Origin of the sequence: Micromonospora sp. MP36 (assembly GCF_008119785.1) — a bacterium.
GTDB lineage: Bacteria > Actinomycetota > Actinomycetes > Mycobacteriales > Micromonosporaceae > Micromonospora.
The window spans coordinates 1-23600 of sequence record NZ_VSFA01000081.1; the positions used below are offsets into that span (position 1 = coordinate 1).

A 23600-nucleotide genomic window follows, 5' to 3' on the forward strand; every position below is an offset into this window, starting at 1 on the left:
GGCGGGGGAGATGACCGATGAGGCGCGCGGGCTGCTGTCCCGCGGGCCCGGCGGCCCGAACGGCAGGGCGATCGCGCCGAGCCACACCCGGGACGGTCACGCGCTGCTGCTGATCAACCCGCACACCAGTTTCTTCTTCCGCTCCGAGCAGCATGTGACCAGCGGCGAAGGGCTCAACGCCTACGGCGCCGCCACCTGGGGGCAGTTCTTCATCTACCAGGGCTTCAACGCCAACACGGGCTGGATGCACACGTCGAGCGGCGTCGACAACGTCGACGAGTTCGCCGAGACGATCGTGACCGGGGCGGATGGCAGTCGGTCCTACCGCTACGGCAACGAACTGCGGCCGGTGACCACGAAGACGATCACGTTGTCCTACCGCACCGCCGACGGCGGGCTGGCGCGGCGCAGCTTCACCACCTTCGCCACCCACCACGGCCCGATCGTGCGCGAGGCGGACGGCAAGTGGATCGCGTTCGCGCTGATGAACCGGCCCGTCGAGGCGCTGCAACAGAGCTTCCTGCGCACCAAGACGCGGGACTACGCGGACTTCATCCAGGTGGCGGGCCTCAAGGCCAACAGCTCGAACAACACGCTCTTCGCGGACTCGAAGGGCGAGATCGCCTTCCTGGTGCCGCAGTTCATGCCGGTGCGAGACGACCGCTTCGACTATCGCAAGCCCGTCGACGGCAGCGATCCGGCGACCGACTGGCGCGGGCTGCACAGCCTCAGCAGCCTGCCGCAGGCGGTGAATCCGGAGAACGGCTGGGCGTTCAACACGAACAACTGGCCCTGGACCGCGGCCGGCGCGGACAGCCCCAAGGCCGCCGACTATCCGCGCTACTTCGACCAGGCCGGCGAGAACCCGCGGGGACCGCAGGCCATCCGGGTGTTGACCGCGCGGACCGACTTCACCCCGCAGACGCTGATCGAAGCCGCCTTCGACACGTACCTCACCGCCTTCGCCCGGCTCGTGCCGGGACTCGTCGCGGCGTGGGACAAGCTGCCCGAGGGTGACCAGCAGAAGACGAAGCTCGCCGGCCCGATCGGCCTGCTGCGCGGCTGGGACTATCGCTGGGCCGCGCAATCGACCGCGACGTCACTGGCCGTGTTCTGGGGCGAGGCGCTCTGGGCGCCCTTGGCCCAGGCGGCGCGGGACGCGGGCATGTCGATGTGGGACTACCTGGCCGAGCGTGCCACCGCCGCGCAGCGGCTCGCGGCGCTCGACGCGGCGGCGGAGCGGCTCACGCAGGACTTCGGCAGCTGGCAGGTGCCCTGGGGTGAGATCAACCGCTTCCAGCGCAACGACGGCGCGATCGTCCAGACGTTCGACGACGCCAAGCCGAGCAGCCCGGTGCCGTTCACCTCCGCGCAATGGGGCTCCCTCGCCTCGTTCGGTGCCAGGCGCTACCCGGGAACGAAGCGCTACTACGGCACCAGCGGCAACAGCTTCGTGGCAGTGGTGGAGTTCGGGCCGAGGCTGCGCGCCTGGGCGGTGACGGCCGGCGGGGCGAGCGGGCATCCCGACTCGCCGCACTTCAACGACCAGGTCGAACGCTACGCCAGCGGCAACCTCCGCCCCGTCTACTTCTATCCGGACGAGCTCAAGGGCCACATCGAGCGGAGCTACCAGCCGGGCAAGTGATCAGCCGTGGTGTACCGGATGGTTCGAAGGCTTCCTGGCAGTTGATCAGCTGACCGGTACGAGCAGCGCGCCGGCCGGGACCACACGGTCCCGGCCGGCGTCTCTTTCGTTCGGCCCCCTCAGGGTCGAGCAGCTGACTCAAAGATCTTGCGGTACTCGCCATAGCCTTCGCGCTCGAGGTCGTCGCGCCGAACGAACCGAAGCGCCGCCGAGTTCATGCAGTAACGCAGCCCGCCAGCTTCCGGGGGACCATCGTCGAACACATGGCCAAGGTGGCTGTCCCCGTGCGCCGACCGGACCTCGGTGCGGACCATACCCAGGGTCGAGTCTTGGATCTCCCGCACATTCGTCGGTTCGATCGGCTTGGTGAAGCTCGGCCAGCCGGTACCGCTGTCGAACTTGTTGACGGAGGCGAACAGCGGCTCGCCGGAGACAACGTCAACGTAGATGCCCGGCTCCTTGTTGTCCCAGTAGGCGTTGTCGAACGCTGGCTCCGTCCCGGCTTCCTGTGTGACTCGGTACTGCTCCGGCGACAGGCGAGAAATTGCCTCGGGGTTCTTGCGGTATTCGCGTGACACAGTTGCTCCTCTCGGCGAGACCTTCGGCAGGAAGACGGTCAACCAGACGCCCAGAGACGTGGCTCACCTGCGTACCCCGCCTGCCGTCGGCCAACCACGACGTGCCGCGCCGGCAGCGGCTGGCCCCACCCAGCCCGGCATTTGCCAAAACGGCAAGGATCCTTGCCGGCCCGTTCCCGGCGGCGCACCATCGGCGGGCCGGGACGGCGGCCGTCCGCGCGGCGAGGAGGGGGCACGATGAGCGAACCTGTGGCATACCCGGTCGACCCGGCGGTGGACGCGGCCACCGCCCGGTTCTGGGACGAGCTGTACCAACAGCGCGACCGGGTGTGGAGCGGCCGGGCGAACGCCGTCCTGGCCGAGGTGGTCGAGCCGCTGCCGCCCGGCACCGCGCTCGACCTGGGCTGCGGTGAGGGCGGCGACGCGATCTGGCTGGCCGGCCAGGGTTGGCAGGTCACCGCCGTCGACGTCTCGACCACCGCGCTGGACCGGCTCGCCACCGCGGCGGCCCGGGCCGGCGTAGCATCCCGGATCACCGTGGCCCGGCACGACCTGACCCGCACCTTCCCGGCCGGCCAGTACGACCTGGTCTCGGCGCAGTTCCTCCAGTCCCCGCTGGAGCTGCCCCGGGAGGCGGTGCTGCGCGCGGCGGCGCGCGCGGTCGCGCCCGGCGGCCGCCTCCTGGTCGTCGAGCACGGCGCGGCGCCGCCGTGGGCCCGCGAGAGCCACCCGCACGCCCGCTTCGCCAGCCCGGAGGAGATCCTCGCCGCGCTCGACCTCGAACCGGACGGCTGGCACACCGAACGGCTCGGGGCCGCGCACCGGACGGGCACCGGCCCAGACGGCGAGAGCGGCACCCTCGTCGACCACGTGGTCCTGGTCCGTCGCCGCTGAGCGGAGCCGCACCACACCGCGGCATGGTTTTACGGGAAATGGAGCAGTCGCCGTTTTGGGTGACGCCTATTAGGCTGCACGCCACCGGAAAGGCCGGCGGTCGGCGCGAAAACCGATCAACGGTTTTGTGTCAACCCTGCACCCCCTGGGTCCGAAACGGCGTGGAGAGACATGACGAAGAAGATGCGAGGTTTGGCCGCTGTCCTGCTCATTGTCGTTTCTGCGGTGGTAATCATCGGTCGAACCGCCGGTGCGAGTCCGTTCGAAACAAACTCCGCGAAAGCCTGGCCCCAATTCGGAGCCACGTCCGATCCGGATCTGACAGACGACGACGGGCCAACGGCCGGGCCGGCTGAACTGTTCAATGGGACGGCAGCGCTGAAGCAGCCGAGCAGATCCCCGTTTCCTGAGGTCATCGGCAGTCACGCCGAGAGCACCTCGGTCATCTGGAACGGGCAGTACGTCATGTATTACCGGACCTTCATTAGCCCGACGGGGGCCACCTGCTCCATTCCGCAAGGCGTGGCAATGGCGACGTCGAACGACAGCGGAGCCACCTGGACACCGGTCGACGGAGGACGCCCGTTGCCTGCCCTGCAGACGGTCCAGCAGGGTCAGAGTTGCAGCTTTGACGACAGTGTCAAGAGCACCTGGGTGTATTCACCCGACGTCATCGCCGACGGATCCCGCCTCGTCATGGTGTTCGAGCAACGTGACCACGACCCGAACTACGTCGCTCCAGGGCAGGGTCGGAGTCTGCACTCCATTCGCTATGTCACCAGCACCGACGGGCGCAACTGGTCGGAAAGCACCCTTCTGCTTGGACCTGGCGCCGTCGGTGCGTGGGACGACGAGGTCGGGACGCCCGATATCGAAAAGGACGGGACCGGCTACCTCCTGACCTTCCACGGACACGACGCGACCGGACGCCTGAAGCAGACGCGCGGAATGGTTCGGCTCGACGCGCTGGCCGGTGAATACACCGGGGTCCGCCAAAAGATCAACCTGTCCCCGACCCCGGACTGGGCCAACTTCGGGGTAGGTATGGCGGACATGACCCGCGGTCCCGACGGCTACTGGTACATAGTCTTCGAGGCATTCTCAGGCGCCAGCGGAGCGTGCGGTCGTACGGACACTCAGACGGTGGTGGGCATCGCGCGTAGCACCGACGCGGTGACCTGGTCGGTCGCACCGACGCCGCTGATCCACGGCCGCGACGGGCTCAGCTGCGGCTACGACATGCCCTCCTGGCAGATCCTCGGCGACGTTCGAGGCATCGTCACGCCCAACGACCCGCCGGAGGGCGGCAGCCTGGTGCGCTGGGACATTCGCGCGAGGTAGCGCTGCGCGAGCTTCGATCGATGCCTGCTCAAGCGGCACAAGCCGCTTGAGCAGGCGGGCGGGCGCGCCGAGGCACAGCGAAGGAGCAGCCGACCCCGGTTACCGCTTGCCCGAAACCTGCTGCGCCGTCCCGCCGCGCGGCCGCATCAACTCCCGCACCCCGAGATACACGAACGGCAGCATCAGCAGCACGTCGGCGAGGTGCGCGATCCACACCTCCCGACTGATCCGGCTCAGCGGGAAGGCGACGGCGCCCAGGCTGATCAGCAGGCCGACGGCGACCGGGCTGGTCCGCGTCCTGGCCAGGACGAGCCCCAGGGCGAACAGACTGAGCGGAAACAGCGGCCCGGCGGTCCAGAACAGTGTGTAGGCGGCGAACGCCGACCGCTCGTTGAGCAACTCGACCGCTGTTGCGTGCGAGACATCGAACAGGCCCTCGTGCACGCTCTGCACGCCGAACGCCACCCCGCCGACGGCCCCGACGACCGCTACCGGCAGCGCGACCGCCACGAACCGCGGAGCGGCCGGCCGCAGCCGCTCGTACAGGCCGATCAGGCCGATCAACCAGCAAGCGGTCGACAGCGCGACGAGCGTGCCGGCGGTGATGCCCTGCCGGTCGGCCTCCCAGAAGAAGCTGGCGAGGAAATTCAGTGTGGAACCGAGAATGAGAAACATACCCGGACGCTACGAACGCACGGCCGGCATCGAATTCGCCGAACGCTGACGGCCGTCTACCGCGGTCGCGGTATCCCGGCCAGCCCGCTGCGGTAGGCGAACACGACCAGCTGCGCCCGGTCCCGCGCACCGAGCTTCGCCATCGCCCGGTTGGCATGCGTCTTGGCGGTGGCCGGGCTGATGCTCAGCCGCAAGCCGACCTCCACGTCGGACAACCCCGCGGCGACCAACGCGACCACCTCACGCTCACGCGCGGTCAGCGTCTCGGTGCCCGGCACCGCCGGTCCGCTCGCGAACGCCGCGATGAGCCGCCGGGTCACCGCCGGAGCCAGCAGCGCGTCCCCGGCGGCCACCACGCGTACCGCACGGCGTAGCTCGTCCGGCTCCACGTCCTTCAGCAGGAAACCACTCGCGCCCGCCTGCAACGCCGCGTACACGTACTCGTCCAGCTCGAACGTGGTCAGTACGACAACCCGAACGCCTGGCAGCCGGCCGTCGGACATGATCCGCCGGGCCGCGGTCAGCCCGTCGGTGCCCGGCATGCGGATGTCCATCAGTGCCACGTCCGGCCGGTGCGCGCGGGTCAGCGCGATGGCCTCGTCACCATCGGCCGCCTCGGCGACCACTTCGATGTCCGGCGCCCGTTCCAGCAGGACCCGAAAGCCCGCGCGCACCAGCCGCTCGTCGTCGGCGAGCAGCACCCGCACCGTCATCCTGGGAACCACCCCTGCACCTCGAAGCCACCACCGTCGGCCGGTCCCGCACGCAGCCAACCGCCGAGGCTGACCGCCCGTTCGGTCATACCGCGCAGCCCGTTCCCCGGTGGCCCGGCAGGCTCACGCCCGTCGTCGCGCACCGTCAGCGAGAGGCCGTCAGGCCGGTACCCCAACCTGATCTCGATCCGTCCGGCGCGGGCGTGCCGTACCGCATTGGCTACCGCCTCCTGCACGATGCGGTAGGCCGCCGCCTCGACCGCTCGCGGCAGCGCCCGCGGCTCGCCGTCGCACACCAGCACCGCTCCCGTCTGCGCCGCCAGCAGCGGCAGCCGGTCAAGCCGGGGCGCCGGCGGCTGCGGCTGCACCGGCAGGCCGTCCCGCAGGACGCCCACCGCGGCACGCAACTCCACCATCGCCTCCCGGCTCGCCCGACGTACCGCGTCCAGCGCCGCGCGGGCCTGCGCCGGGTCGTCGTCGAGCACGTCGCGGGCCACACTGGCCTGCACGCCGACCACCGCGAGCGTGTGCGCGGTGACGTCATGCAGCTCACGGGCGATCCGCAGCCGCTCGTCGGCGAGCCGCCGCTCGGCCGCCCGGTCCCGTTCGGCGGCCAGCAACGCCAGCCGTGCCCGCCGCTCGCGAACCCCCTCACCCAACAGCAGCGCCGCCACGAACACCACCGTCGAACTGTCCAGCGTCGCGTCCAGGAACCCCACCCCCGCGACCGCGGTCCGCCCCTGCGCGTCCAGCGCGATGAACAGCGCCGCCACCGCCAGACCGACGCGGCGGCGAGGCGCCACGGCCACCGAGTACAGCGCCACCCAGACCGGAACGGCCGGTGTGCCACCGGGATAGCGAAGGACGTGGTACAGCAGGAACAGACCGCCCACCACGGACAGGACGACAGCCGGCCACCGCCGCCGCACCGACAACGCCAACACCATGGCGGCGCAGATCGCGTACGCCACGCCGTCCGGCCCGCGGTCGTCCGGCGCCACCGCCGCCGACGCGAGCCGTAGCCAGGTGAGCGCACCACTCACCGCCACGACGCCCGCGTCGATCGCCCACCGCCGCATCCGGTCACTGTACGAAGGCAACGGCGTGAACGCGTACTGCAAGCGCGGTATCCCTAGGATCACCTGATGTTCCAGCCGACGTACCCGATTCGCACCGCGCGGCTCACCTTGCGCCCGGTCACGTTGGACGACCTCGACGATGTGTACGCATTTCAGCGCCGACCGGACGTCGTCCGCTGGATGCTCGGCGCCGGGCCGCGTACCCGCGAGCAGTCGCGGGCGTCGGTGGTGGCCATGGCGGGCGAGGACGCGCTGCGCAAGGAGGGCGACTGCCTGACCTTGGCCGTGGCCACCGATGCCGGGGTGATCGGGACGGTGGAGTTGGTCTGGCGCAGCCAGCTCGACCGCACGGGCGAACTCGGGTACGTCTTCCACCCGGACCATGGCGGTCGCGGGCTGGCTACCGAAGCCGCCGCGGCGCTGCTCGACTGGGGGTTCGACGAGTTGGGGCTGCACCGGATCTACGCCCGGTGTCACGGCCGGAACGACGCCTCAGCCCGCCTGATGGCCCGGCTCGGCATGCGCCAGGAGGCGCACCATGTGCAGAGCTACCTGTTCCGGGGTGAGTGGGCCGACCAGCTCGTCTTCGCCATCCTGGCCGACGAGTGGCGGTCCCGGGCCGCGGCGGCAGGGGGCTGAGCTACCGGGGTTCACGGCCGGGCTGGCGGGGTTGTGCACGGGCGACCCACCAGCCGAGCAGGACGATGAGCACCGAAACCCCGAGCTTGATCGACAGGCTCCAGACCAGCGCCGCCGAACCGCTGCGGGACCAGTCCCACCATAGGATGCCGGCGAGCGTCAGCAGGACGACGAGGGCTGCCGCGGCCAGGCGCACACCGACCGGTCTGGTCCGGGGCGACAGCAGGGCAGCAGACGAGAACCCGGCCAGGAGCAGGAGAACAGCGAGGAGGGTCAGTGCGATCGGCACCGCGGGCACCAGCAGTGTGACGGCGAGGAGGACACCGCCGGCCGCGACGGCGATCTCCACCGCATGTGTGCCCACTGCGCTGCCGCGGGTGAGCATGGCCACCATCGCCCAGACGGCGAGGGCGTAGCCGCGGAAGGCGGAGAGGACCATGGCCACCGGCTTGATGCGCGCCGAGTCCCCGGCGACATTGGCCAGCACGGTGGCGGTGTGCGACAGGGTACGCGCGAACGTGTCGCTTCCGACGTCGCCTCCGATGCGTTCCCTGCCGATCTTCGCGGCTTCCTCCCACAGCCGCCACAGGTCCGGTGCCGGAATGTTCTGACCGGCGTTGCGGTCGGCGGCGTCGAAGGACTCCAACCAGCTGTTGCTCGTCTGGGAGCGGTCGTTGCCTTCGGCGCGTACCGCGTTGGCGAGGCTGGGGAGGTCTTCTCTGAGCACAGCGGTCTGGATCGGTCGGGCCAGGACGCGGGTGCAGGCGCGCAATGCTGGTGCGTCCGGGCCAACGATGATCTGTTCCACCTCGCGTTCACATGCCGCACGGTCCTGCGCCCACTGCTCCGCCAGCCAGCTTCGGTCCGGTGACTGGTCGGGAACCGCGCATCGCTCGACCGCCTCCATGAGCTGGGCCACGGCCTGAGCGGGAGCCGGCCGGGGACCGGCGGCAGCCGCCGACCGGGGGGTGAGCAGACATTGCCGCAGTCGCTCCGGGGCCAGCAGGATCCGGATGAGCTGTTCGACCGCGTCCATGCGGCCGTGCAGCCAGTCGTTCATGCGCCAGGAGCCGCGGTAGAAGGCGCCGAAGTGGTGCAGCTGGATGCCGGTCAACCGGTCGGGGTGCAGGGAGGAGAGTTTGGCCAGTTCCACTTCCTGTTCCGGCTCGGGGCTGGCGCTGGTGAAGGCCAGCTGTACGACGTCGAGGCGCAGCATGTTCTGCAGCACCGTCTCGTCGGCGATCCGTTCCTCGCTGATGGCAGGGCCCGCGTCAGCCGTCGCGGTCTGGGGCGTCGCCCGACCCGTGGTCTGGGCGGGTTGCGGTGGCACGAGGAATCGGTGGAGTGCGGCGAGCCGCTGCGTCCATTCGCCATCCGGGTCGAGTACGTCGTTCCCGACCTCGCTCACCGCCCGCAACGCGGGGGCGATCTCGCGGAGGCGCCGGGCCAGTTCGAGGGCCTGTCGGTAGAGGCGAGCCCGCCGGGCGCCCTCGTCGGAGACGGGTGGGCAGTCCCAAGCCACCAACGCGGCCGCGAGCCATCGCTCCAGTTCGGGCAGGTTCTCGGCGGTCTGGTTCAGCGAGCCCCGGCGTGCGGGCATCGGGCTGATTCCGTAGCGGGACGGTCCGGTCGGTGCCGTGGACCAGTAGCGGTTGAGATCCTCCCGGTCGGCGTGGATCTCCTTCAGCGTGGCGGTCACCGTTTCCCGGCAGCACACGATGGCCCTCCGCTCGGGCGTGCCGAGGTGGGCTAGCCAGACCGCTCGTTTGAGCAGGTCGACGGTCATGTCGGCGAGCCGTTGGACGGTGGTCTGCCCCCAGTCCCAGCTCGCATCGACGCGTCCGAGCGCCTCCGGCAAGGGGCCCGTCGGGATGAACGACATCGGCTGTCGCCGCAGCGCGGCGAGCAGTTCCTGCATGCTCCACTGCTCGGCGGGTCGGCCGCGCTGCCCGGCCGCCAACAGCGGGGCCAAGGTTCGGGCGGCGTTCTCGGCGCGCACCTCCAGGTACGCCGGCCACGCCCGTTCGGAGAGTTGATCGGCGACGTCGGTCATCGCCATCGCGAACCGGTCACGTGCCCGGCGGCGCACCCGCACGTTGGCGTTGCGGTTGCGAATCTCGGTGAGTTCCCGGGAAACGGAGTCGGTGGCCCGCAGGCGGGTGAGGACGCCCAGCAGCACCTCCCGGGCGGACGGTAGCGGCGACCCGGGCAGGTTGGCCGGGTCTGGTTCGGGCACCAGGTGGGCGGTGGGGGAGGAGCGAATCTGCTCGCCCGGATCCGGAGCGACGTAAGCGAGCACGCGGCGTACCTGAACGCCGGCGGTCTGCCGGTACACCGCCTCCAGAGCAGGCCTGATCGGCTTGTTGAGGAGCACTCCGCCGTCCACCACGTGCTGTGATTCGCGAAAGTTGGCTCGACCCGCCGTGGACGCCCACCGCAGGTCGCCGTCCGGGTCTCCGGGGCTCACCCACACGAAGTGCGGCTCGAAGGCGCCGGGGAAGGCGGAGGTGCATCGCGCTGCGGCGGCCAACTCCTCGAGCACGGCGTCGGCGGCGAGATCGCCGCTGACGGGTCTCCCATCGCGGTAGCCGGCCCGCAGGTCGGCGAAGCGGAAGGTGGCGTCGTGATCGGTCTCGGTGACGGCGACGCCCAGATCGTCGGTGAACGTCGTGGACCTGCCCTGCCAGAGCGTCCCGGTCAGCACCAACTCGATCGGCAGGCGGTCGTCGTCCAGGCAGCTCGGCGGGCGCCTGGCATCCGAGATCACCTTTTCCAGCGCTTCCCTCACCTTGGGCAGGAAGTAGTCGTCGCCCTTCAGCAGGGACTTCGGGTTGCGGGTCAAGGGATCGCGGAGTAGCCGGTCCAGGCTGCCGTGCTCGTGCCACAGGTCGCGCATGACCGACAGATCCCCGCCCCGGGCGAGGCCGAGCGCCAGGAAGGCGCCGTTGAGACCGCCCGCCGACGTCCCTGAGATCACATCAACGCGGACGTCGGCCCGCAGCAGGTCCAGCAGTGAGGAGTACGCCGATCCCGCCCCGCTGCGGGCCGTGGCCAGGCGGAAGAGCTCAAGGGTCACGCCGCTGATCCACACCGCCAGGCTGACTCCGCCGGTCATCACCGCGGCGAGTCGGATGTCCTGCCGGTCGGCGTCCTCGGCAGGCGAGGCCGGCCAATCCGGCTCGTGATCCTCCACTGTCTCCGCCACGTACTACCGGAGGGTGATCACGGCGATGAGCGAACGCAGGGAAGTTTGCCTGAATCCAGCAGTCATGTCCGGAATAGTATGTCGATGCCGGTGCGTCCGGAGATCCCATCGCGGTCCGACACGCCGGCACCGGCTCCGTCGTGTGCCCGCGGGCACAAGAGCCGTTGGTTACCGGGACGACTCGTCCGCCTCGACAAGCCGGGCCAGGTTGGCCAATGCCATACGCGTACCGGTCTCGTTGTCCGCGGCGGGAACCCCGTCGGGAATGCCTTCGTGCACGACAAGGACGTCGGTCCCGCCGTCCGCGTCGGTGAGCGTGGTGGTCATCGTCATGGTGCCCTGGAACGCGGGGTCCGCCGTCTCGAACTCGAACACTTCGACCACCTGCTCATTCGGCACAAGCTTGAGAAATCGACCGTGGTAGGTGTCGGTGCGCGACGTCGACTTGCCGGCACCTTCGATCGTGTCGTAGGTGAGCGAGACGCGGAATGAGCCACCTTCGCGGGCGTCGAACTGGTGAACCTGACTGCTCATGCCTGCGGGAACCCGCCACCTGGCGATCGCGTCGGCATCCACCAGCGCGCGGTAGACGGCCGGACGGGAAGCGTTGACATGCTGCGAGACGCGCGTCGAATTCATGGGGGCAGGGTAGTGCGTGTCGGCGCGGTTGCTGGGCAAGCGGAACGGCAGTCCGCCGGTCCGTGCGGTGGTCATCGCGGGCTGACCCGCCGGCTCACCGGCCAGCGCCGAGGGCGGCAGCGAGCTGGTGGAGGTGGTGTGCGACAGGGCCGACGGTGAGCATGCCGCTGCCAGCGCCGGCCAGCTCCGTCGCGGCCGGCGCGAGTGCCGTCCGGGCGCGCTGCATCATCGCCCGGTCGGTCACGGCGATCGCGGCCTGACCGGTGAGGCACCACAGGGCCTCGAACAGCAGATCGCGTGGCGGGTTCGGAGTCTGCCGCAGCGCCGCCGCGGCGTCGGCCGGGCGGTCCCGGCCCAACAGCACCAGCGGGCGCGCCCATGGGGCGTACGGGCCCCAGTCGGTGTCGTCGGCGAAGTCGACCGGAAGACCGCGCCACACCCGCAGGCACAACAGGGCCAGCGGGAGCAGGCCCTCCTCGACGCCCGGCATGCCGGCGCCGGCAAGCTGCGCCGCCGCCTCCTGGTAGGCGACTTCCGCGTCCGGCGACGACGCCCCGGTCGCGGCCAGCCGCAGCGCGCGATACCACGTGGTGAACACCCCCGCCAGGGGGCGCTCGTGCCGCGCGGCGAGCCGGTCCGCGGCGGCGGCGTGCTGGTCGGCCGTGGCGAAGTCGGCGAGTGCGCTGCGCGCCTGGAGACGGATGAGGTGCCCGAGGATCTCGAACGTCGCCAGGCCGTGCCGGGCGGAGAGGGTGACGAGTTCGTCGCCGATCCGGTCCCGCTCGGGGGCGAGGCCCGCCCGGTGGAAGGTCTGCATGAACGTGCCGTTGAGGACGAAGGCCAACAGGGCGGGATCGCCCAGCCGGCGGGCGATCCGCTCCGCTTCCCGGGCCGCCTCGGGGCCGCGCGCCGCCCGCGTACCGCGTGACTCCACCGCGACGGTGGCCAGCAGCCGGGCGCGGGTGGCCTCGGGCGAGGTGGGGCGCAGGGCAGCGAGGGCCCGCTCCGCCGCCGCCACGATCCGCGCCGCCTGGTCCGGATCATCCGAGCGGGTCCAGATCGCGGGTACGTCGTACCCTCCGATCACCCGCGCGGTCAGTTCCGGATCGCCCAGCTGCTCGGCCGCGGCGATGGCCGCGACCCGTTGTTCCCGCGCCGCCACGAGCCCGCCCGGGCCGGCCACCGCGAGGCTGCGCAGCAGGCCGACCGTCGACTCGAGCCGAGCCCGCGAGCCGGCGGCAACGGTACGGTCGTACGCCGCCGCGGCGTCCGCCCACACCCGCTCCGGGCCCTGCGGGCCGAGAGCATCGCCCACCCGCTCGGACTGGCGCAGAATGTCGACCTCCAGGCGCCGCAACCGGGGGCCCGGATCGACCCCGAGCTGCTCCAGCAGCAGGTTGCGGGCTCGACGCAGCACCCCGAGCGCATCCCCCTGGCGTCCCGCGCGATACAGGGCCAGCGCCAGCAGCCGCCACCCCTCCTCCCGCCACGGATGCTCCGCCACATGGGCGTCAAGATCCGGTACGGCCTCGGCGGCTCGCCCGAGATCCAGGAGCGCCTCGGCCCGCCGCTCGGCCGCGTTCAGCCGTAGCTGTTCGAGGCGGGAGCGCTCGGCGCGCGCCCACGACTCGTCGTCGAAGCCTGCGTACGCGGGGCCCCGCCACCGCCCCAGGGCACAGTCGAGGCGCTCGAGCGCCGCCTGCGGCGGTGCGCCGGACGCGGCGGCCACCTCGTCCTCGAACCGCCAGGCGTCCACCGCCTCGGGCGCCGCCCGAAGGACGTACCCAGGCCCTTCGGTCACCAACAGCCTGGCCGGCTCCCGCGGCGGGCGCTGCGGCTCCAACGCGCGCCGCAACGCCGCCACGAACGTGCGGACGGCGCTCACCGCCCCCGAGGGTGGGTCCTCCCACAGGTCATCGACGAGCCGGCTGACCGGGACCACCCGGCCGCGGGCGATGATCAGCAGCGCCAGCACCGCCCGGTGTTTCGGGCCTTTCACGTCGATCGGCGCGCCGGCCTCGTCCCAGGCCACCACCGGCCCGAGCACACCGAAACTGACCTGCACCTTGTCGACCCCACCTTCCCGTGCCTGAGAGCAACGTATCGCGCTCATCGGTTGCTCATCCGCGGCCGGCACGCTGAACGAGTCCACGGAGAAAGGAAGACCATGACACCTGTCATCCCCGGGTTCGACTACCAGCGCGTAAAGGTCGACGACGACGTGATGCTGCACGCGGCGGTGGGCGGCTCCGGCACCCCGGTCGTGCTGCTGCACGGCTTCCCGCAGACCCACCTCATGTGGCGACACGTCGCCGTCGACCTGGCCGCCGACCACACCGTGATCTGCCCCGACCTGCGCGGCTACGGAGCCAGCGACAAACCCGCCGCACACCGTGCCGACACGTACGCCAAGCGCACCATGGCCGCGGACATCGTCACCCTCGCCCGCAAGCTCGGCCACGAACGCTTCGCCCTCGCCGGTCACGATCGTGGTGCCCTCGTGGCCATCCGCGCCGGCCTCGACCACCCCGACACGATCACCCACCTGGCCGCACTCGACGTGCTGCCAACCCTGGACATGTGGGACATCCTGCACGGGGCCAGCGCCGCGGTCGCCTTCCACCTGTACCTGATGGCCCAGCCAGCGGGCCTGCCCGAGCAGATGATCAGCGCGAGCGCGGACGCCTTCTTCGGCTACTTCCTCGACGTGTGGGCCCAGAACCCGCAGACCATCCCCGCCGACGTGCGCGCGGCGTACCTGACGGCCTCGCGCGAGGCCGTCGACTCCATCGTCGCCGACTACCGCGCCTCGGCCGGCGTCGACATCGAGCACGACCGGGCCGATCGGGCCGCCGGGAACCGGCTGGCCATGCCCGTCGCCGTCGTCCAGCAGGACTGGGGAGCGGCGTTGGGCTACGACGCCGCCGCGTTGTGGCGGGCCTGGGCCCCGAACCTGGAGCACCACACCACGTCCGCGGGGCACTTCATGGCCGAGGAGGCACCGACAGAGGTCATCAAGATCCTGCGTTCGCTTCTCGTGCGTTAGGGAACGCCCGCCACCTTTGCCACCATCGGCCCGCTCGTGATGATCATTCACACCGATCTTCCGAGCCTCGGCCATAGGGCGCACAGCAGTCCGGGCGGTGCTGGTACACCCGCAGGTCGCGGCCGCGCCAGTGACCGACCTCGGGCGTGATCTCGTACAGGCAGGCCTGCCACACCACGGTCTCCCCGCCACCGGGCACCACCTGGCCGTCACCTGGCCCGCCGCGCAGCAGCACGTCCACCTTTTCGACGGTACGTAACCGGCGCGGCCGGAATCCGGATTACCAGCGCCTTGCCCTCGGCGGCGTCCGCGGCCGGCGCGGGTCCTGCAGCCAGGCTGGGGGATCCGCACCTGCGGCCGACGGTTGCTCCACGGCCGTGGCCAGCAACCGCCGGTGGTGTCGCAGGCCAACGCAGATTCGTTGTCGCGGATCTCCGCCCGGGCTCGCCTCCTTCTTCCCCACGATGACCTGGGGAGGCGAAGATGAGAGGCTCTTGCGGCCGGCGTGGGCGGGACCGGACGTGACTCCCGCCCGACCGGGGGCGAGCGCCGCGGCGGAAGCCGGCCTGCACCGGCCGGCCGCACCGATGCTCGCGGCGCCGGTCGACGCGGTGCCCGAGGGCCCGGACCTGGTGCACGAACCGAAGTGGGACGGGTGGCGGGCGCTCGCCTTCCGGGAGACCGACGGCGTGTACCTGCAGTCACGGGCCGGCCGGAACCTGACCACCTACTTCCCGGACATCACCCGGACGATCCGGGCCGCCGTCCCGCCCGGGGTGGTGCTCGACGGGGAGCTGATCGTCTGGGAGGGCGGCCGGACCAACTTCGCCCAACTGCAGCGACGCGTCACCGCCGGCCGTGCCCTGCTCCGCCTCGCCCGTGAGTTCCCCGCCCATTACGTGTTGTTCGACCTGCTGGCGGATGCCGGCGGGCAGGTGATCGTGGATCTGCCCCGTCCGAGCGTCGGGCCCGGCTGGAGCGGCTCCTCGCCGACGCGCCGGCGCAGCTGACCCTGACCCCGCAGACGGCCGATCTGGAGCAGGTGTCGGACTGGCTGGTGAACTGGACCGTCGCGGCGGGCATCGAGGGCGTGGTGAGCAAGCGCCTGACCGGCCGGTACGAGCCCGGCCGGCGCGGCTGGTCGAAGTTCCGGACCCGGATCGTCACGGAGGCGATCATCGGCGGGGTGACCGGCAGCATCAGCAGCCCCGAGACGTTGCTGCTGGGCCGGTTCGACCGGCGGGGGCGGTTGCGGTACACCGGCCGCTCCCACCCGCTGACCAGCGAGCAGCGCGCCGCGCTGGCCGAGTTGCTGTCGCCGCCGCGGATGCCGCGCCGCGGCGCGATCGCCCACCCATGGCCGCAGGCGCTGCCCGCGTCGTGGTCCGGCCAGCTGGACCGGCCCGAGCCCCTGCCGTACGCACAGGTGGAGCCCAGCGTGGTGGCCGAGATCGACGCGGACGTCGCGTTCGAGCACGGACGCTGGCGCCACCGGGTGCGGTACGCGCGGGCCCGGCCCGACATGTCGGTCTACGACGTGCCGCTGCTCCTCGGCGAGGGCGAAGACCCGTTCGGGACGGAGACCGGCTGACGAGATACCGGGTCTTTGCTTCGCCGCCCTGCTGGATCGCGGCGACAGTATGTCCAGCCGGTGCGACACCACGTTCCGGACCGGGTCTTGTCGATCTGGTCGCAGCCGCCGCCGAGCGGGATCGCCGTCCCGGTTCCTGCTCTGCCGGCCGGGGCGGCTGCTCGTCGCGACAGGGATCAGGAAGGCAAAATGGCGCGGATGACGACCACGCCTGGCCTGACGGTTCGCGGTGCCACCGCTGGTGATCTCGATGCCATCGCGCGTGTTGCCGAGGCGGCGGGCCAGCGAGGCGAATGGACCGGGGCCGACCCCGCGTACGTCGGGCACCTGCTGCGGTACGGGCAGATCGCCGTCGCGATCGATGATGACGAAATCGTCGGCTTCGGTGCGACCCGGGAAATCGCCGGCCGCGCCGGCGTGACCTCGATGCTGTGCGACCTGTTCGTCGACCCGGCGCACCACGGTCGCGGCTGCGGCAGAGCCCTGCTCACTCAACTGTGGCCCGAGCAGACGACCGCACGGATGACGTTCAGCAGCCAGCACCCACACGCGCTGCCGCTCTACACGAGCGTCGGGCTGGACGCTTGGTGGCCGCTGCTGTATCTCACCGGGGATCCCCGTACCGTGCGGCCGCCTGCTGGTTGGACGGTCGAGCTGTCGTCCGCGGATGCGGTCGGCGCGTTCGAGGTGGGCTGGACGGGCCTGGACCGCACCGCCGACCATCACGCGTGGACCCGGCGGCCGAATGGTCTCGCGCTGGTCGCGGCGCTTGACGGCCAACCGCGGGCGGCCGGCGCCGCAGCGGGGGAGGGCGCCGGCTTCGGCCTGGTGCACCTGGCCTCGGATCCGCGTCTCACCGACGCCCAGGCTGCCGACGCCGTGCTGGCGGCCCTCACCGCCCTCGACGGCGTGGAGGGTCACGCGCAGGTGTGCCTGCCAGCGCCGCACCCCGCTGTTCGTCCGCTGCTCGCAGCCGGATGGCGTACGGCTGACATGGACGTGTTCATGGCGACCCGCGTCGACCTGCTGCACGCGCGCCGGGCCGTGCCGTCGCCCGCTCTGGCCTGACGGCCGCCGGTCGAGGCCGAGCGGGGAGCGCAAGGTCCGGACACCGCCAGACTTGCCGGGCCCACCGGGCGACGCTTGACGCCATGAGCAACGTTCTTGACGGGAAAGTAGCGCTGGTAACCGGCGGCAGCCGCGGCATCGGCGCGGCGGTCGCCCTACGCCTTGCCGCGGACGGCGCCGATGTCGCGCTGACCTACCAGCAGAACGGCGACCGGGCCGCACAGGTCGTCGAGCAGATCAAGGCTGCGGGACGGCGCGCACTGGCGGTCCGCGCCGACAACGCCGACCCGGCCGCCCTGACGCGGACGGTGGACGAGGTTGTCGGTGAATTCGGCCGCATCGACATCCTGGTCAACAACGCCGGGATCTACCTCGCCGGACCGGTGGACGACCTCGGGTTGGCGGAGTTCGACCTGAGCATCGCCGTGAACGTCCGCGCGCCGTTCGTCACGTCGAAGGCCGCGGCCAGGCACATGGTCAGCGGCGGGCGGATCATCAACATCGGCAGCAACATGGCGCAGCGTGCCGCGTTCCCCGGCCACTCCGTGTACTCGTTGAGCAAGACCGCCCTCATCGGGCTCACCAAGGGCCTCGGCCGCGACCTGGGGCCACGCGGGATCACCGTGAACCTGATCAACCCCGGCCCGACCGATACCGATGCGAATCCCGCCGACGGCCCCTACGCCGAGGCCATCAGGGGCTTCACCGCGCTGGGTCAGTACGCCGAGCCGGCGGACATCGCGGCGGCGGTCGCGTTCCTGGCCCGCGAGGACAGCCGATACCTCACCGGCGCGACCATCGACGTCGACGGCGGGTTCGCCATCTGACCGGAGCCGTCGCCGTGCCTCGCCGGGCGGGCGACGCCATCGGCCCTGGCCCTCGGGCAGCAGGGCGCTGACGAATCGGGTCGCCGGGCCGGGGCAACGCCCCGGCCCGGCATTCGGTCTGCCCTCACCGTGAGGGGAGGCTCGAGGTTACGCGGTGGCGAGCCCGCGCTCGACCGCCGCGATGATCTGCGGACGCAGCTCCTCCGGCCGGATGATGGCGTCCACCGAGCCGACCTCGACCGCGCGCTGGATGCTGTGCACGCCGTCGAACTCGGCGGCCACCTCGCCCAGCTTCTCCGCCCGCACCGTGGCCCGGACGTCCATGAGCTGCGTGACCAGTGCCGCCCGCTCCCCGCCGGTCGCCGCCGCGACGCGCGCCTCCAGTTCGGCCACCCGCGGATCCTTCGCCGTGCGCGCGTTGACGTCACCGGCGAACACCACGGCCGCCGCGGGCGCCCCGCCGATGACGGACGCGAACGAGCCCTCCACGGCGAGCACGGTCATGTTCGGGTTGAGCGCCTTGGAGAACACCACGAACGCGCCGCCGTGATACCGCGAGATCACGCAGAACACGATCGGCCCTTCGAAGTTCACGATCGCCCGACCGATCTCCGCGCCGTACTCCAGCTGCAACTGGCGCATCGACTCCGGCGAACCGTCGAACCCGGACAGGTTCGCCAGCACGACCAGCGGCCGGTTCCCGCTGGCCGCGTTGATCGCCCGCGCGGCCTTCTTGGACGAGCGTGGGAACAGGGTGCCCGCGGTGTAGGTGTCCGGGCCGTCGGTGGGCGGGAAGCCGCGCCTCGGCACCGACCGGGACTCGATGCCGAGCAGGCACACCGGGACGCCGCCGAGGTGCACGTCCTGCACCACCGCGGTCTCCGCGTCGGCCATGCCCGCCCAGCGCTCCAGGATCGCGTGATCCTGGTCGGCCAGGGCCCGCATCAGCGTACGGATGTCGAACGCCTTCTTCCGATCGGGGTTGCGCTCCCGGGAGAAGATCTCGCCGACGGTCGTGAAATCGCTGTCCGGTACCGCATGCGGGTAGTCGGAGATGTCGCGGTCGACCGGGTCGGACGTGACGGCCCGGCGCGGCCGGGTCTCGCCAGGCGCGATGTAGGTGTGGTCGTAGTGCGTCATCAGCACGTTGCGGGCGGCCCGCAGGTCCGGCGCCCAGTACTGGGCCTGGCCGTTGGGGCCCATCACCCGGTCGTAACCGCCGATGCCGAAGTTGTCCTCGGCCGACACCCCGCCGGAGAAGTCCAGTGACTGCTTGCCGGTCAGCACCATCGCCGAGTCCGGGGTCATCACCAGGATCCCCTTGGTGTGCATGAGCATCGTGGCTTCGGCGTTCCAGTACGGCTGGGCGCCCACGTTGATCCCGGCGACCACGATGTTGATCTCGCCGCCCTGCTGGGTGAACTCCACGATCCGCTTGAGCGCCGCGGCCACCCAGTCCATGTTCTCGGTGCCCGAGCTCATCGAGATCCGCGCGCCCGCGGACAGCGCGAACCAGTCGACCGGTACGCGCATCCGCTCGGCGAGGTCGAGCGCCGCGATCACCCGCGCGCACTCCGGCTCGGCCAGCGCGCCCAGCGCCTTGGTCGGGTCGCCGAGCAGCACCACCCGCGTGACGCCTTCGGGATACCGCTCCGTCGGCGTGCTCACCACACCGGCGACGATGCCCGCCTTGTTCTGCCCCTTGGGGCGCTCGACCGGGGCCAGCTCACCGGTGTCGTCCAGGTCGTACTCGGTGAAGGTGCCGCGCTGACCGGCCAGCATCTCGGTCAGCTCGTACGGGTACGTCGTGCCGCGGCGCCGCGCCGAGAGCACCTTCTGCCGGTAGTCGTCGAGCGGCTGGATCGGCTCGTCCGTCGGCTCGGTGACCGACACCCGCATGCCCGTGTCGTAGGAGATCTGGACCGCGATGTCGGTGAGTTCGCCGGTGGCCCCGTCGCGCTGGCGGCCGAGGAACAGCACCTCCTCCAGGCCCGCGCCGGCCGTGATCGGCAGCACGCGCTGGGCGACGGCGTCGAGCTCGTCCATGGTCAGGTCGTTCGGCGGCCAGACGTAGATGGTGATCCGGTTGGTGTCGAACCGCTTCTTCGCGGGACGCTGCGCCTGGACCTTGCGGATCGCGTCGAGACAGGCGTCCAGCGCGCCCTCGACCGCGGGCAGCGCGAGGATCCGGCCGTCGGCGTCGCGCAGCGGGGTCAGGTCGCGGACCTGGGCCATCGCCGCCAGCCGCTCGTCGGCCGGGTTGTTCGGGGCGACGCAATGGAAGAGGTAGACCTCTTCGTCCGCCGACGGCAGGCGGGTCAGGTCGAAGTTCCGCAGTCGCGACAGTTGCAGGCGCTCGGCGATCAGCGGGTGCAGCCCGCGGATGACCCGGTCCTCGCCCAGGCCTGGCCGGAACGTGAACTGGTGGTGCATCGGCGTGCCGTTGCGCCCGGCCACCGACACCGTCACCCGCTGGAGCACGTCCAGCAGCCCGGCCTGGTCGACGATGTCCCGCAGGGTCGCGGCCATCGCGTCCGTCCCGGGCTGGTCGGCCCAGGTCAGGTACACGTCGGCGACCGACGGCTCCGGGTCACGGCGCGGCGCCGAGCCCGAGCCGTCGCTGGAGTCGGACAGCTGGGCGACCTTCGCCAGGGCCGCGGGCAGCTCGCCGAAGTCCGTGGCCGCCGCGATCAGCCGGAAGCGCTCGCCGTCGCGGTCGTACTGGGCGGTGAAGAACGAATGCCCCGCCACCTCAACGGATCGCGCGTCGCTCGCCCCGCGGTTGCCGTAGTAGCGGCGGCTGAGCACCTCGAGCATCGGCCCGTGGTCGGCGCCCGGCTTGCCGATGCGCTGACCGAGCAGCCGGACCAGAGGTTCGGGCGAGGCGACCATGTTCGCGATCCGCTCGGCGCGGTCGGGCGCGCCGGGGTTCTCGTCGAGGTGGCGAAGGTGGCCGCGGACGCCCGCGTAGACCTCGGCGCGCTTGCGGCGCAGCATCGGCTGGGCGGCCCAGCGGAACACGATGCTGCGGGCCAGGTCGCCGACCACCGGGAACCGGAGCTGGGTCGCGAAGATCAGGTGCTCCAGCGCCTGCCCGACCAGCTCGCGCAGGTCGTCGCCGGGCAGTGGCTCGGTCAGCCACTGCTGCAGGAACGTGACGATCACCGAGACATCGGCCGAGGTCCGTCGTTGCGCCAGGAAGATCCGGAACACGGCCTCTTCCAGCGCGGGCGTGCGCTCGAAGTCGTTGACGCCGTAGTGGGCGAGCACCCGGGCGAGCCGGTTGCGGAAGGTGTCCGGCAGCGCGGCGCGCTCGACGTCGAGGCACTGCAGGTACGCGTGGAAGTATTCGCGCGGGCTGTGCACCCGGGTGTCGGCCTTGGTTTCCTCGCCGACCGGCCGATTGCGGCTCAGCTCGGACAGGTCGGCGAACACCTGCAGCAGCTCGACCTCCTCCTCGAGCGGACGGTGGCCGAGCTCGGCCCGCGCCGCCAGGTAGTTGGACAGCGCCCGGCGTTCGTCACGGGGGTCGAGGTCGTAGCCGAGCAGCAGGCTGCGCAGGTCGGCGATGCCGCGCGCGACGCGGGCCTCGGCGGACAGACCGGTCGGCTCGGGCGGCAGCTCCAGGTCGACGGCTTCGGTTTCGGCGGCCGCGCCGGCGGTTTCGTCGCCGATCGGTTCCAGGCGCAGCAGCGGCGCCCCGGCCTCCACCTGGCTGCCGACGGAGACCTGGCATTCCCGCAGCTTCGCCTTGAACGGCGCGCGCAGCACGGTCTCCATCTTCATGCTCTCTAGGACGAGCACGGGCGCGCCCGCCTCGACCTCGTCGCCCACTTCGAGCGGGGTGGCGACGACCAGCGCGGGGGCGGGGGAGCGCAGCACGCCGCCCTCGTCGCGGCTGACCCGGTGCGTGACGCCGTCCACCTCGACCAGGTGGATGGGCCCGTGGGTGTCGGTGACGAGGCGGTAGCGTCGGCCGTTGACCAGGATCCGGCCGGTGTGCTCGTCGAACCGGTCGAGTTCGACGTCCACGGTGGAGGCTTCCCCGATGCCGACGCGGAACCGGCGCGGCCCGGTCTGCGCGACGGTCACCCGGTAGCTGGCGCCGCGAAGCTTGAGGTCGATCGGGCGGCCGCTCTCGTGCTGCACCTGCGGGCGGCCGCCGTGCGCGGTGGACAGCAGCCGCTGCCGCTCGACGAGCGCTTCGTCCTCGTACGCCTCGATGGCGGCCGCGGCCAGTGCGATGCCGGAGTGCGTGGTGGTGACCAGGCGGCCCTGCGCGCGAACCCGGTCGATCCAGCCGGTGTCCGCGCTGCCGTCGATCACCTCGGGCTGGTCGAGCAGGTCGAGCAGGAAGCTCTTGTTGGTGGCGCCGCCCTCGATGATCACCGTGGTCTCGGCGACCGCGCGGCGCAGCCGGCCGAGCGCCTCGTCGCGGGTACGGCCGTAGGCGATGATCTTGGCGATCATCGAGTCGAAGTCGGCGGGGATCAGGTCGCCCTCGCTGACCCCGGTATCCACCCGGATGCCGGGGCCGCTGGGCAGCGCCAGCCGGACGATCCGACCGGGCGACGGCGCGAAGTCCCGGTCAGGGTCCTCGGCGTTGAGCCTGGCCTCGACGGCATGTCCGGCCTCGGCCGGGATCCGTTCGCCGAGCCGCCCGCCGGCGGCCACGTGGATCTGCGCCTTGACCAGGTCGAAGTCGGTGGTGGCCTCGGTGATCGGGTGCTCGACCTGAAGTCGGGTGTTGACCTCGAGGAAGGCGAACAGCTGGTCGCCCGGGTGGTAGAGGAACTCGACGGTGCCGGCGCCGCGGTAGTCCACGGCCAGCGCGAGCCGCTCGGCCGCCGCCTTCAGCTCGCGGGTCTGCTCGGGCGTGAGCACGGGGGAGGAGGACTCCTCGATGACCTTCTGGTTGCGCCGCTGCACCGAGCAGTCCCGGACACCCAGTGCCCATGCGGTGCCCTGACCGTCGGCGATGACCTGCACCTCGACGTGCCGCGCGCCGGTGACCAGGCGTTCCAGGAACACCACGCCGCTACCGAACGCGCGCTCGGCCTCCAGGCTCGTGCGCTCGTAGGCCTCGGTGAGCTCCTCCTCGCTGCGGACGACCCGGATGCCCCGGCCGCCGCCGCCCGCGGTCGCCTTGAGCATCAGCGGGTAGCCGATCTCGGCCGCCGCGCGCTTGGCCGCGTCCAGACTCTCCACCGCGCCGCGGCTCCACGGCGCCACCGGGACGCCGACCTCCTCGGCGATCAGCTTCGCGCCGATCTTGTCACCGAGCTCGCGCATGGCCGTGGCGCTCGGACCGATGAAGGTGACCCCGATCTTCTCGCAGAGTTCGGCGAACGCCGGATCCTCGGCGACGAAGCCCCAGCCCACCCACGCGGCGTCCGCACGCGTCTCGACCAGCGCGCGTTCGAGGACGCTGTGGTTCAGATACGGGCGCGTCGACGCGGGCCCGAGGCAGTAGCTGTCGTCCGCCTCGCGGACGAAGGTGGCGGCGCGCTCGGCGTCGGTGTAGAGGGCGATGGTCTCGATCGGCGGGGCCCCGGTCTCGGCGTTGAGCTCGCGAACGGCGTGGATCAGCCGCATGGCGGCCTCTCCCCGGTTGACGATGGCGATGCGGCTGAACACCGAGTAAGCCTCCCAAAGTGCGT

At 71.4% G+C, this 23600-nt stretch carries 18 protein-coding genes; 9 read left to right on the forward strand and 9 right to left on the reverse strand.

Annotated features, from left to right (window positions below; translation table 11 throughout):
- On the forward strand, positions 1–1645 hold a 1645-nt coding region (locus FXF52_RS31505; protein ID WP_148802329.1), incomplete at its 5' end, for a penicillin acylase family protein.
- 119 nt (positions 1646–1764) lie between these two features.
- Here the strand turns inward: FXF52_RS31505 and msrB are convergent.
- Positions 1765–2223 (reverse strand): peptide-methionine (R)-S-oxide reductase MsrB, encoded by a 459-nt coding sequence (gene msrB / locus FXF52_RS31510; protein ID WP_148802331.1) that lies wholly within the window; start codon positions 2221–2223, stop codon positions 1765–1767.
- Between the two features lie 237 nt (positions 2224–2460).
- Between msrB and FXF52_RS31515 the strand changes: the two genes are divergently transcribed.
- On the forward strand, positions 2461–3117 hold the full coding sequence (locus tag FXF52_RS31515) for a methyltransferase domain-containing protein (RefSeq protein ID WP_148802333.1): 657 nt from the start codon (positions 2461–2463) through the stop codon (positions 3115–3117).
- Positions 3118–3288: 171 nt separating this feature from the next.
- Entirely contained in the window at positions 3289–4458 is a 1170-nt protein-coding gene (locus FXF52_RS31520) for a hypothetical protein (protein WP_148802335.1), read from the forward strand.
- A gap of 99 nt (positions 4459–4557) precedes the next feature.
- Here FXF52_RS31520 and FXF52_RS31525 read toward each other — a convergent pair whose 3' ends face one another.
- Genes FXF52_RS31525 through FXF52_RS31535 form a run of 3 tightly spaced genes read right to left on the reverse strand, consistent with a single transcriptional unit; the run spans position 4558 to position 6925 of the window.
- Complete coding sequence (locus tag FXF52_RS31525; protein ID WP_148802337.1) at positions 4558–5133, reverse strand: hypothetical protein; 576 nt, start codon at positions 5131–5133, stop codon at positions 4558–4560.
- A 56-nt stretch (positions 5134–5189) separates the two neighbouring features.
- On the reverse strand, positions 5190–5846 hold the full coding sequence (locus tag FXF52_RS31530; protein WP_148802366.1) for a response regulator transcription factor: 657 nt from the start codon (positions 5844–5846) through the stop codon (positions 5190–5192).
- Positions 5843–6925: a sensor histidine kinase gene (locus tag FXF52_RS31535; RefSeq protein WP_148802339.1), complete on the reverse strand. Its 1083-nt coding sequence runs from the start codon at positions 6923–6925 to the stop codon at positions 5843–5845. The genes FXF52_RS31530 and FXF52_RS31535 overlap by 4 nt, the downstream gene beginning before the upstream one ends.
- A gap of 66 nt (positions 6926–6991) precedes the next feature.
- Between FXF52_RS31535 and FXF52_RS31540 the strand changes: the two genes are divergently transcribed.
- On the forward strand, positions 6992–7564 hold the full coding sequence (locus FXF52_RS31540; RefSeq protein WP_148802341.1) for a GNAT family N-acetyltransferase: 573 nt from the start codon (positions 6992–6994) through the stop codon (positions 7562–7564).
- A 1-nt stretch (position 7565) separates the two neighbouring features.
- Here the strand turns inward: FXF52_RS31540 and FXF52_RS31545 are convergent, their stop codons facing one another.
- The 3 genes from FXF52_RS31545 to FXF52_RS31555 form a co-directional block, all read right to left on the reverse strand.
- Positions 7566–10769, reverse strand: coding sequence for a patatin-like protein (locus tag FXF52_RS31545; protein ID WP_148802343.1), 3204 nt, complete (start codon positions 10767–10769; stop codon positions 7566–7568).
- A gap of 168 nt (positions 10770–10937) precedes the next feature.
- Positions 10938–11408, reverse strand: coding sequence for an SRPBCC domain-containing protein (locus FXF52_RS31550; RefSeq protein ID WP_148802345.1), 471 nt, complete (start codon positions 11406–11408; stop codon positions 10938–10940).
- 94 nt (positions 11409–11502) lie between these two features.
- Positions 11503–13473 (reverse strand): BTAD domain-containing putative transcriptional regulator, encoded by a 1971-nt coding sequence (locus FXF52_RS31555; RefSeq protein ID WP_148802347.1) that lies wholly within the window; start codon positions 13471–13473, stop codon positions 11503–11505.
- 102 nt (positions 13474–13575) lie between these two features.
- Here FXF52_RS31555 and FXF52_RS31560 point away from each other — a divergent pair, with 102 nt between their 5' ends.
- A complete protein-coding gene (locus tag FXF52_RS31560) occupies positions 13576–14454 on the forward strand; it encodes an alpha/beta fold hydrolase (RefSeq protein ID WP_148802349.1) in 879 nt (292 codons plus the stop codon).
- Between the two features lie 43 nt (positions 14455–14497).
- Here the strand turns inward: FXF52_RS31560 and FXF52_RS31565 are convergent, their stop codons facing one another.
- Complete coding sequence (locus FXF52_RS31565; protein WP_148802351.1) at positions 14498–14695, reverse strand: hypothetical protein; 198 nt, start codon at positions 14693–14695, stop codon at positions 14498–14500.
- Between the two features lie 280 nt (positions 14696–14975).
- Between FXF52_RS31565 and FXF52_RS43435 the strand changes: the two genes are divergently transcribed.
- From FXF52_RS43435 to FXF52_RS31580, 4 genes are all read left to right on the forward strand, one after another.
- Positions 14976–15464: a hypothetical protein gene (locus FXF52_RS43435; RefSeq protein WP_255472534.1), complete on the forward strand. Its 489-nt coding sequence runs from the start codon at positions 14976–14978 to the stop codon at positions 15462–15464.
- A gap of 2 nt (positions 15465–15466) precedes the next feature.
- Positions 15467–16045, forward strand: coding sequence for a hypothetical protein (locus FXF52_RS43440; RefSeq protein ID WP_255472535.1), 579 nt, complete (start codon positions 15467–15469; stop codon positions 16043–16045).
- A 198-nt stretch (positions 16046–16243) separates the two neighbouring features.
- On the forward strand, positions 16244–17113 hold the full coding sequence (locus tag FXF52_RS31575) for a GNAT family N-acetyltransferase (protein ID WP_187413834.1): 870 nt from the start codon (positions 16244–16246) through the stop codon (positions 17111–17113).
- 83 nt (positions 17114–17196) lie between these two features.
- A complete protein-coding gene (locus FXF52_RS31580) occupies positions 17197–17940 on the forward strand; it encodes an SDR family NAD(P)-dependent oxidoreductase (RefSeq protein WP_148802354.1) in 744 nt (247 codons plus the stop codon).
- A gap of 147 nt (positions 17941–18087) precedes the next feature.
- On the opposite strand, the gene FXF52_RS31585 is transcribed toward FXF52_RS31580, so the two are convergent.
- Positions 18088–23577: a carboxyl transferase domain-containing protein gene (locus FXF52_RS31585; protein WP_148802356.1), complete on the reverse strand. Its 5490-nt coding sequence runs from the start codon at positions 23575–23577 to the stop codon at positions 18088–18090.
- Positions 23578–23600 lie beyond the last annotated feature (23 nt).

Bases quoted from the DNA above. Each gene is read 5' to 3' on its own strand.
- FXF52_RS31515 (WP_148802333.1), top strand. From the start codon at position 2,461: ATGAGCGAACCTGTGGCATACCCGGTCGACCCGGCGGTGGACGCGGCC.
- FXF52_RS31520 (WP_148802335.1), top strand. From the start codon at position 3,289: ATGACGAAGAAGATGCGAGGTTTGGCCGCTGTCCTGCTCATTGTCGTT.
- FXF52_RS31525 (WP_148802337.1), bottom strand. From the start codon at position 5,133: ATGTTTCTCATTCTCGGTTCCACACTGAATTTCCTCGCCAGCTTCTTC.
- FXF52_RS31530 (WP_148802366.1), bottom strand. From the start codon at position 5,846: ATGACGGTGCGGGTGCTGCTCGCCGACGACGAGCGGCTGGTGCGCGCG.
- FXF52_RS31535 (WP_148802339.1), bottom strand. From the start codon at position 6,925: ATGCGGCGGTGGGCGATCGACGCGGGCGTCGTGGCGGTGAGTGGTGCG.
- FXF52_RS31540 (WP_148802341.1), top strand. From the start codon at position 6,992: ATGTTCCAGCCGACGTACCCGATTCGCACCGCGCGGCTCACCTTGCGC.
- FXF52_RS31550 (WP_148802345.1), bottom strand. From the start codon at position 11,408: ATGAATTCGACGCGCGTCTCGCAGCATGTCAACGCTTCCCGTCCGGCC.
- FXF52_RS31560 (WP_148802349.1), top strand. From the start codon at position 13,576: ATGACACCTGTCATCCCCGGGTTCGACTACCAGCGCGTAAAGGTCGAC.
- FXF52_RS31575 (WP_187413834.1), top strand. From the start codon at position 16,244: ATGACGACCACGCCTGGCCTGACGGTTCGCGGTGCCACCGCTGGTGAT.
- FXF52_RS31580 (WP_148802354.1), top strand. From the start codon at position 17,197: ATGAGCAACGTTCTTGACGGGAAAGTAGCGCTGGTAACCGGCGGCAGC.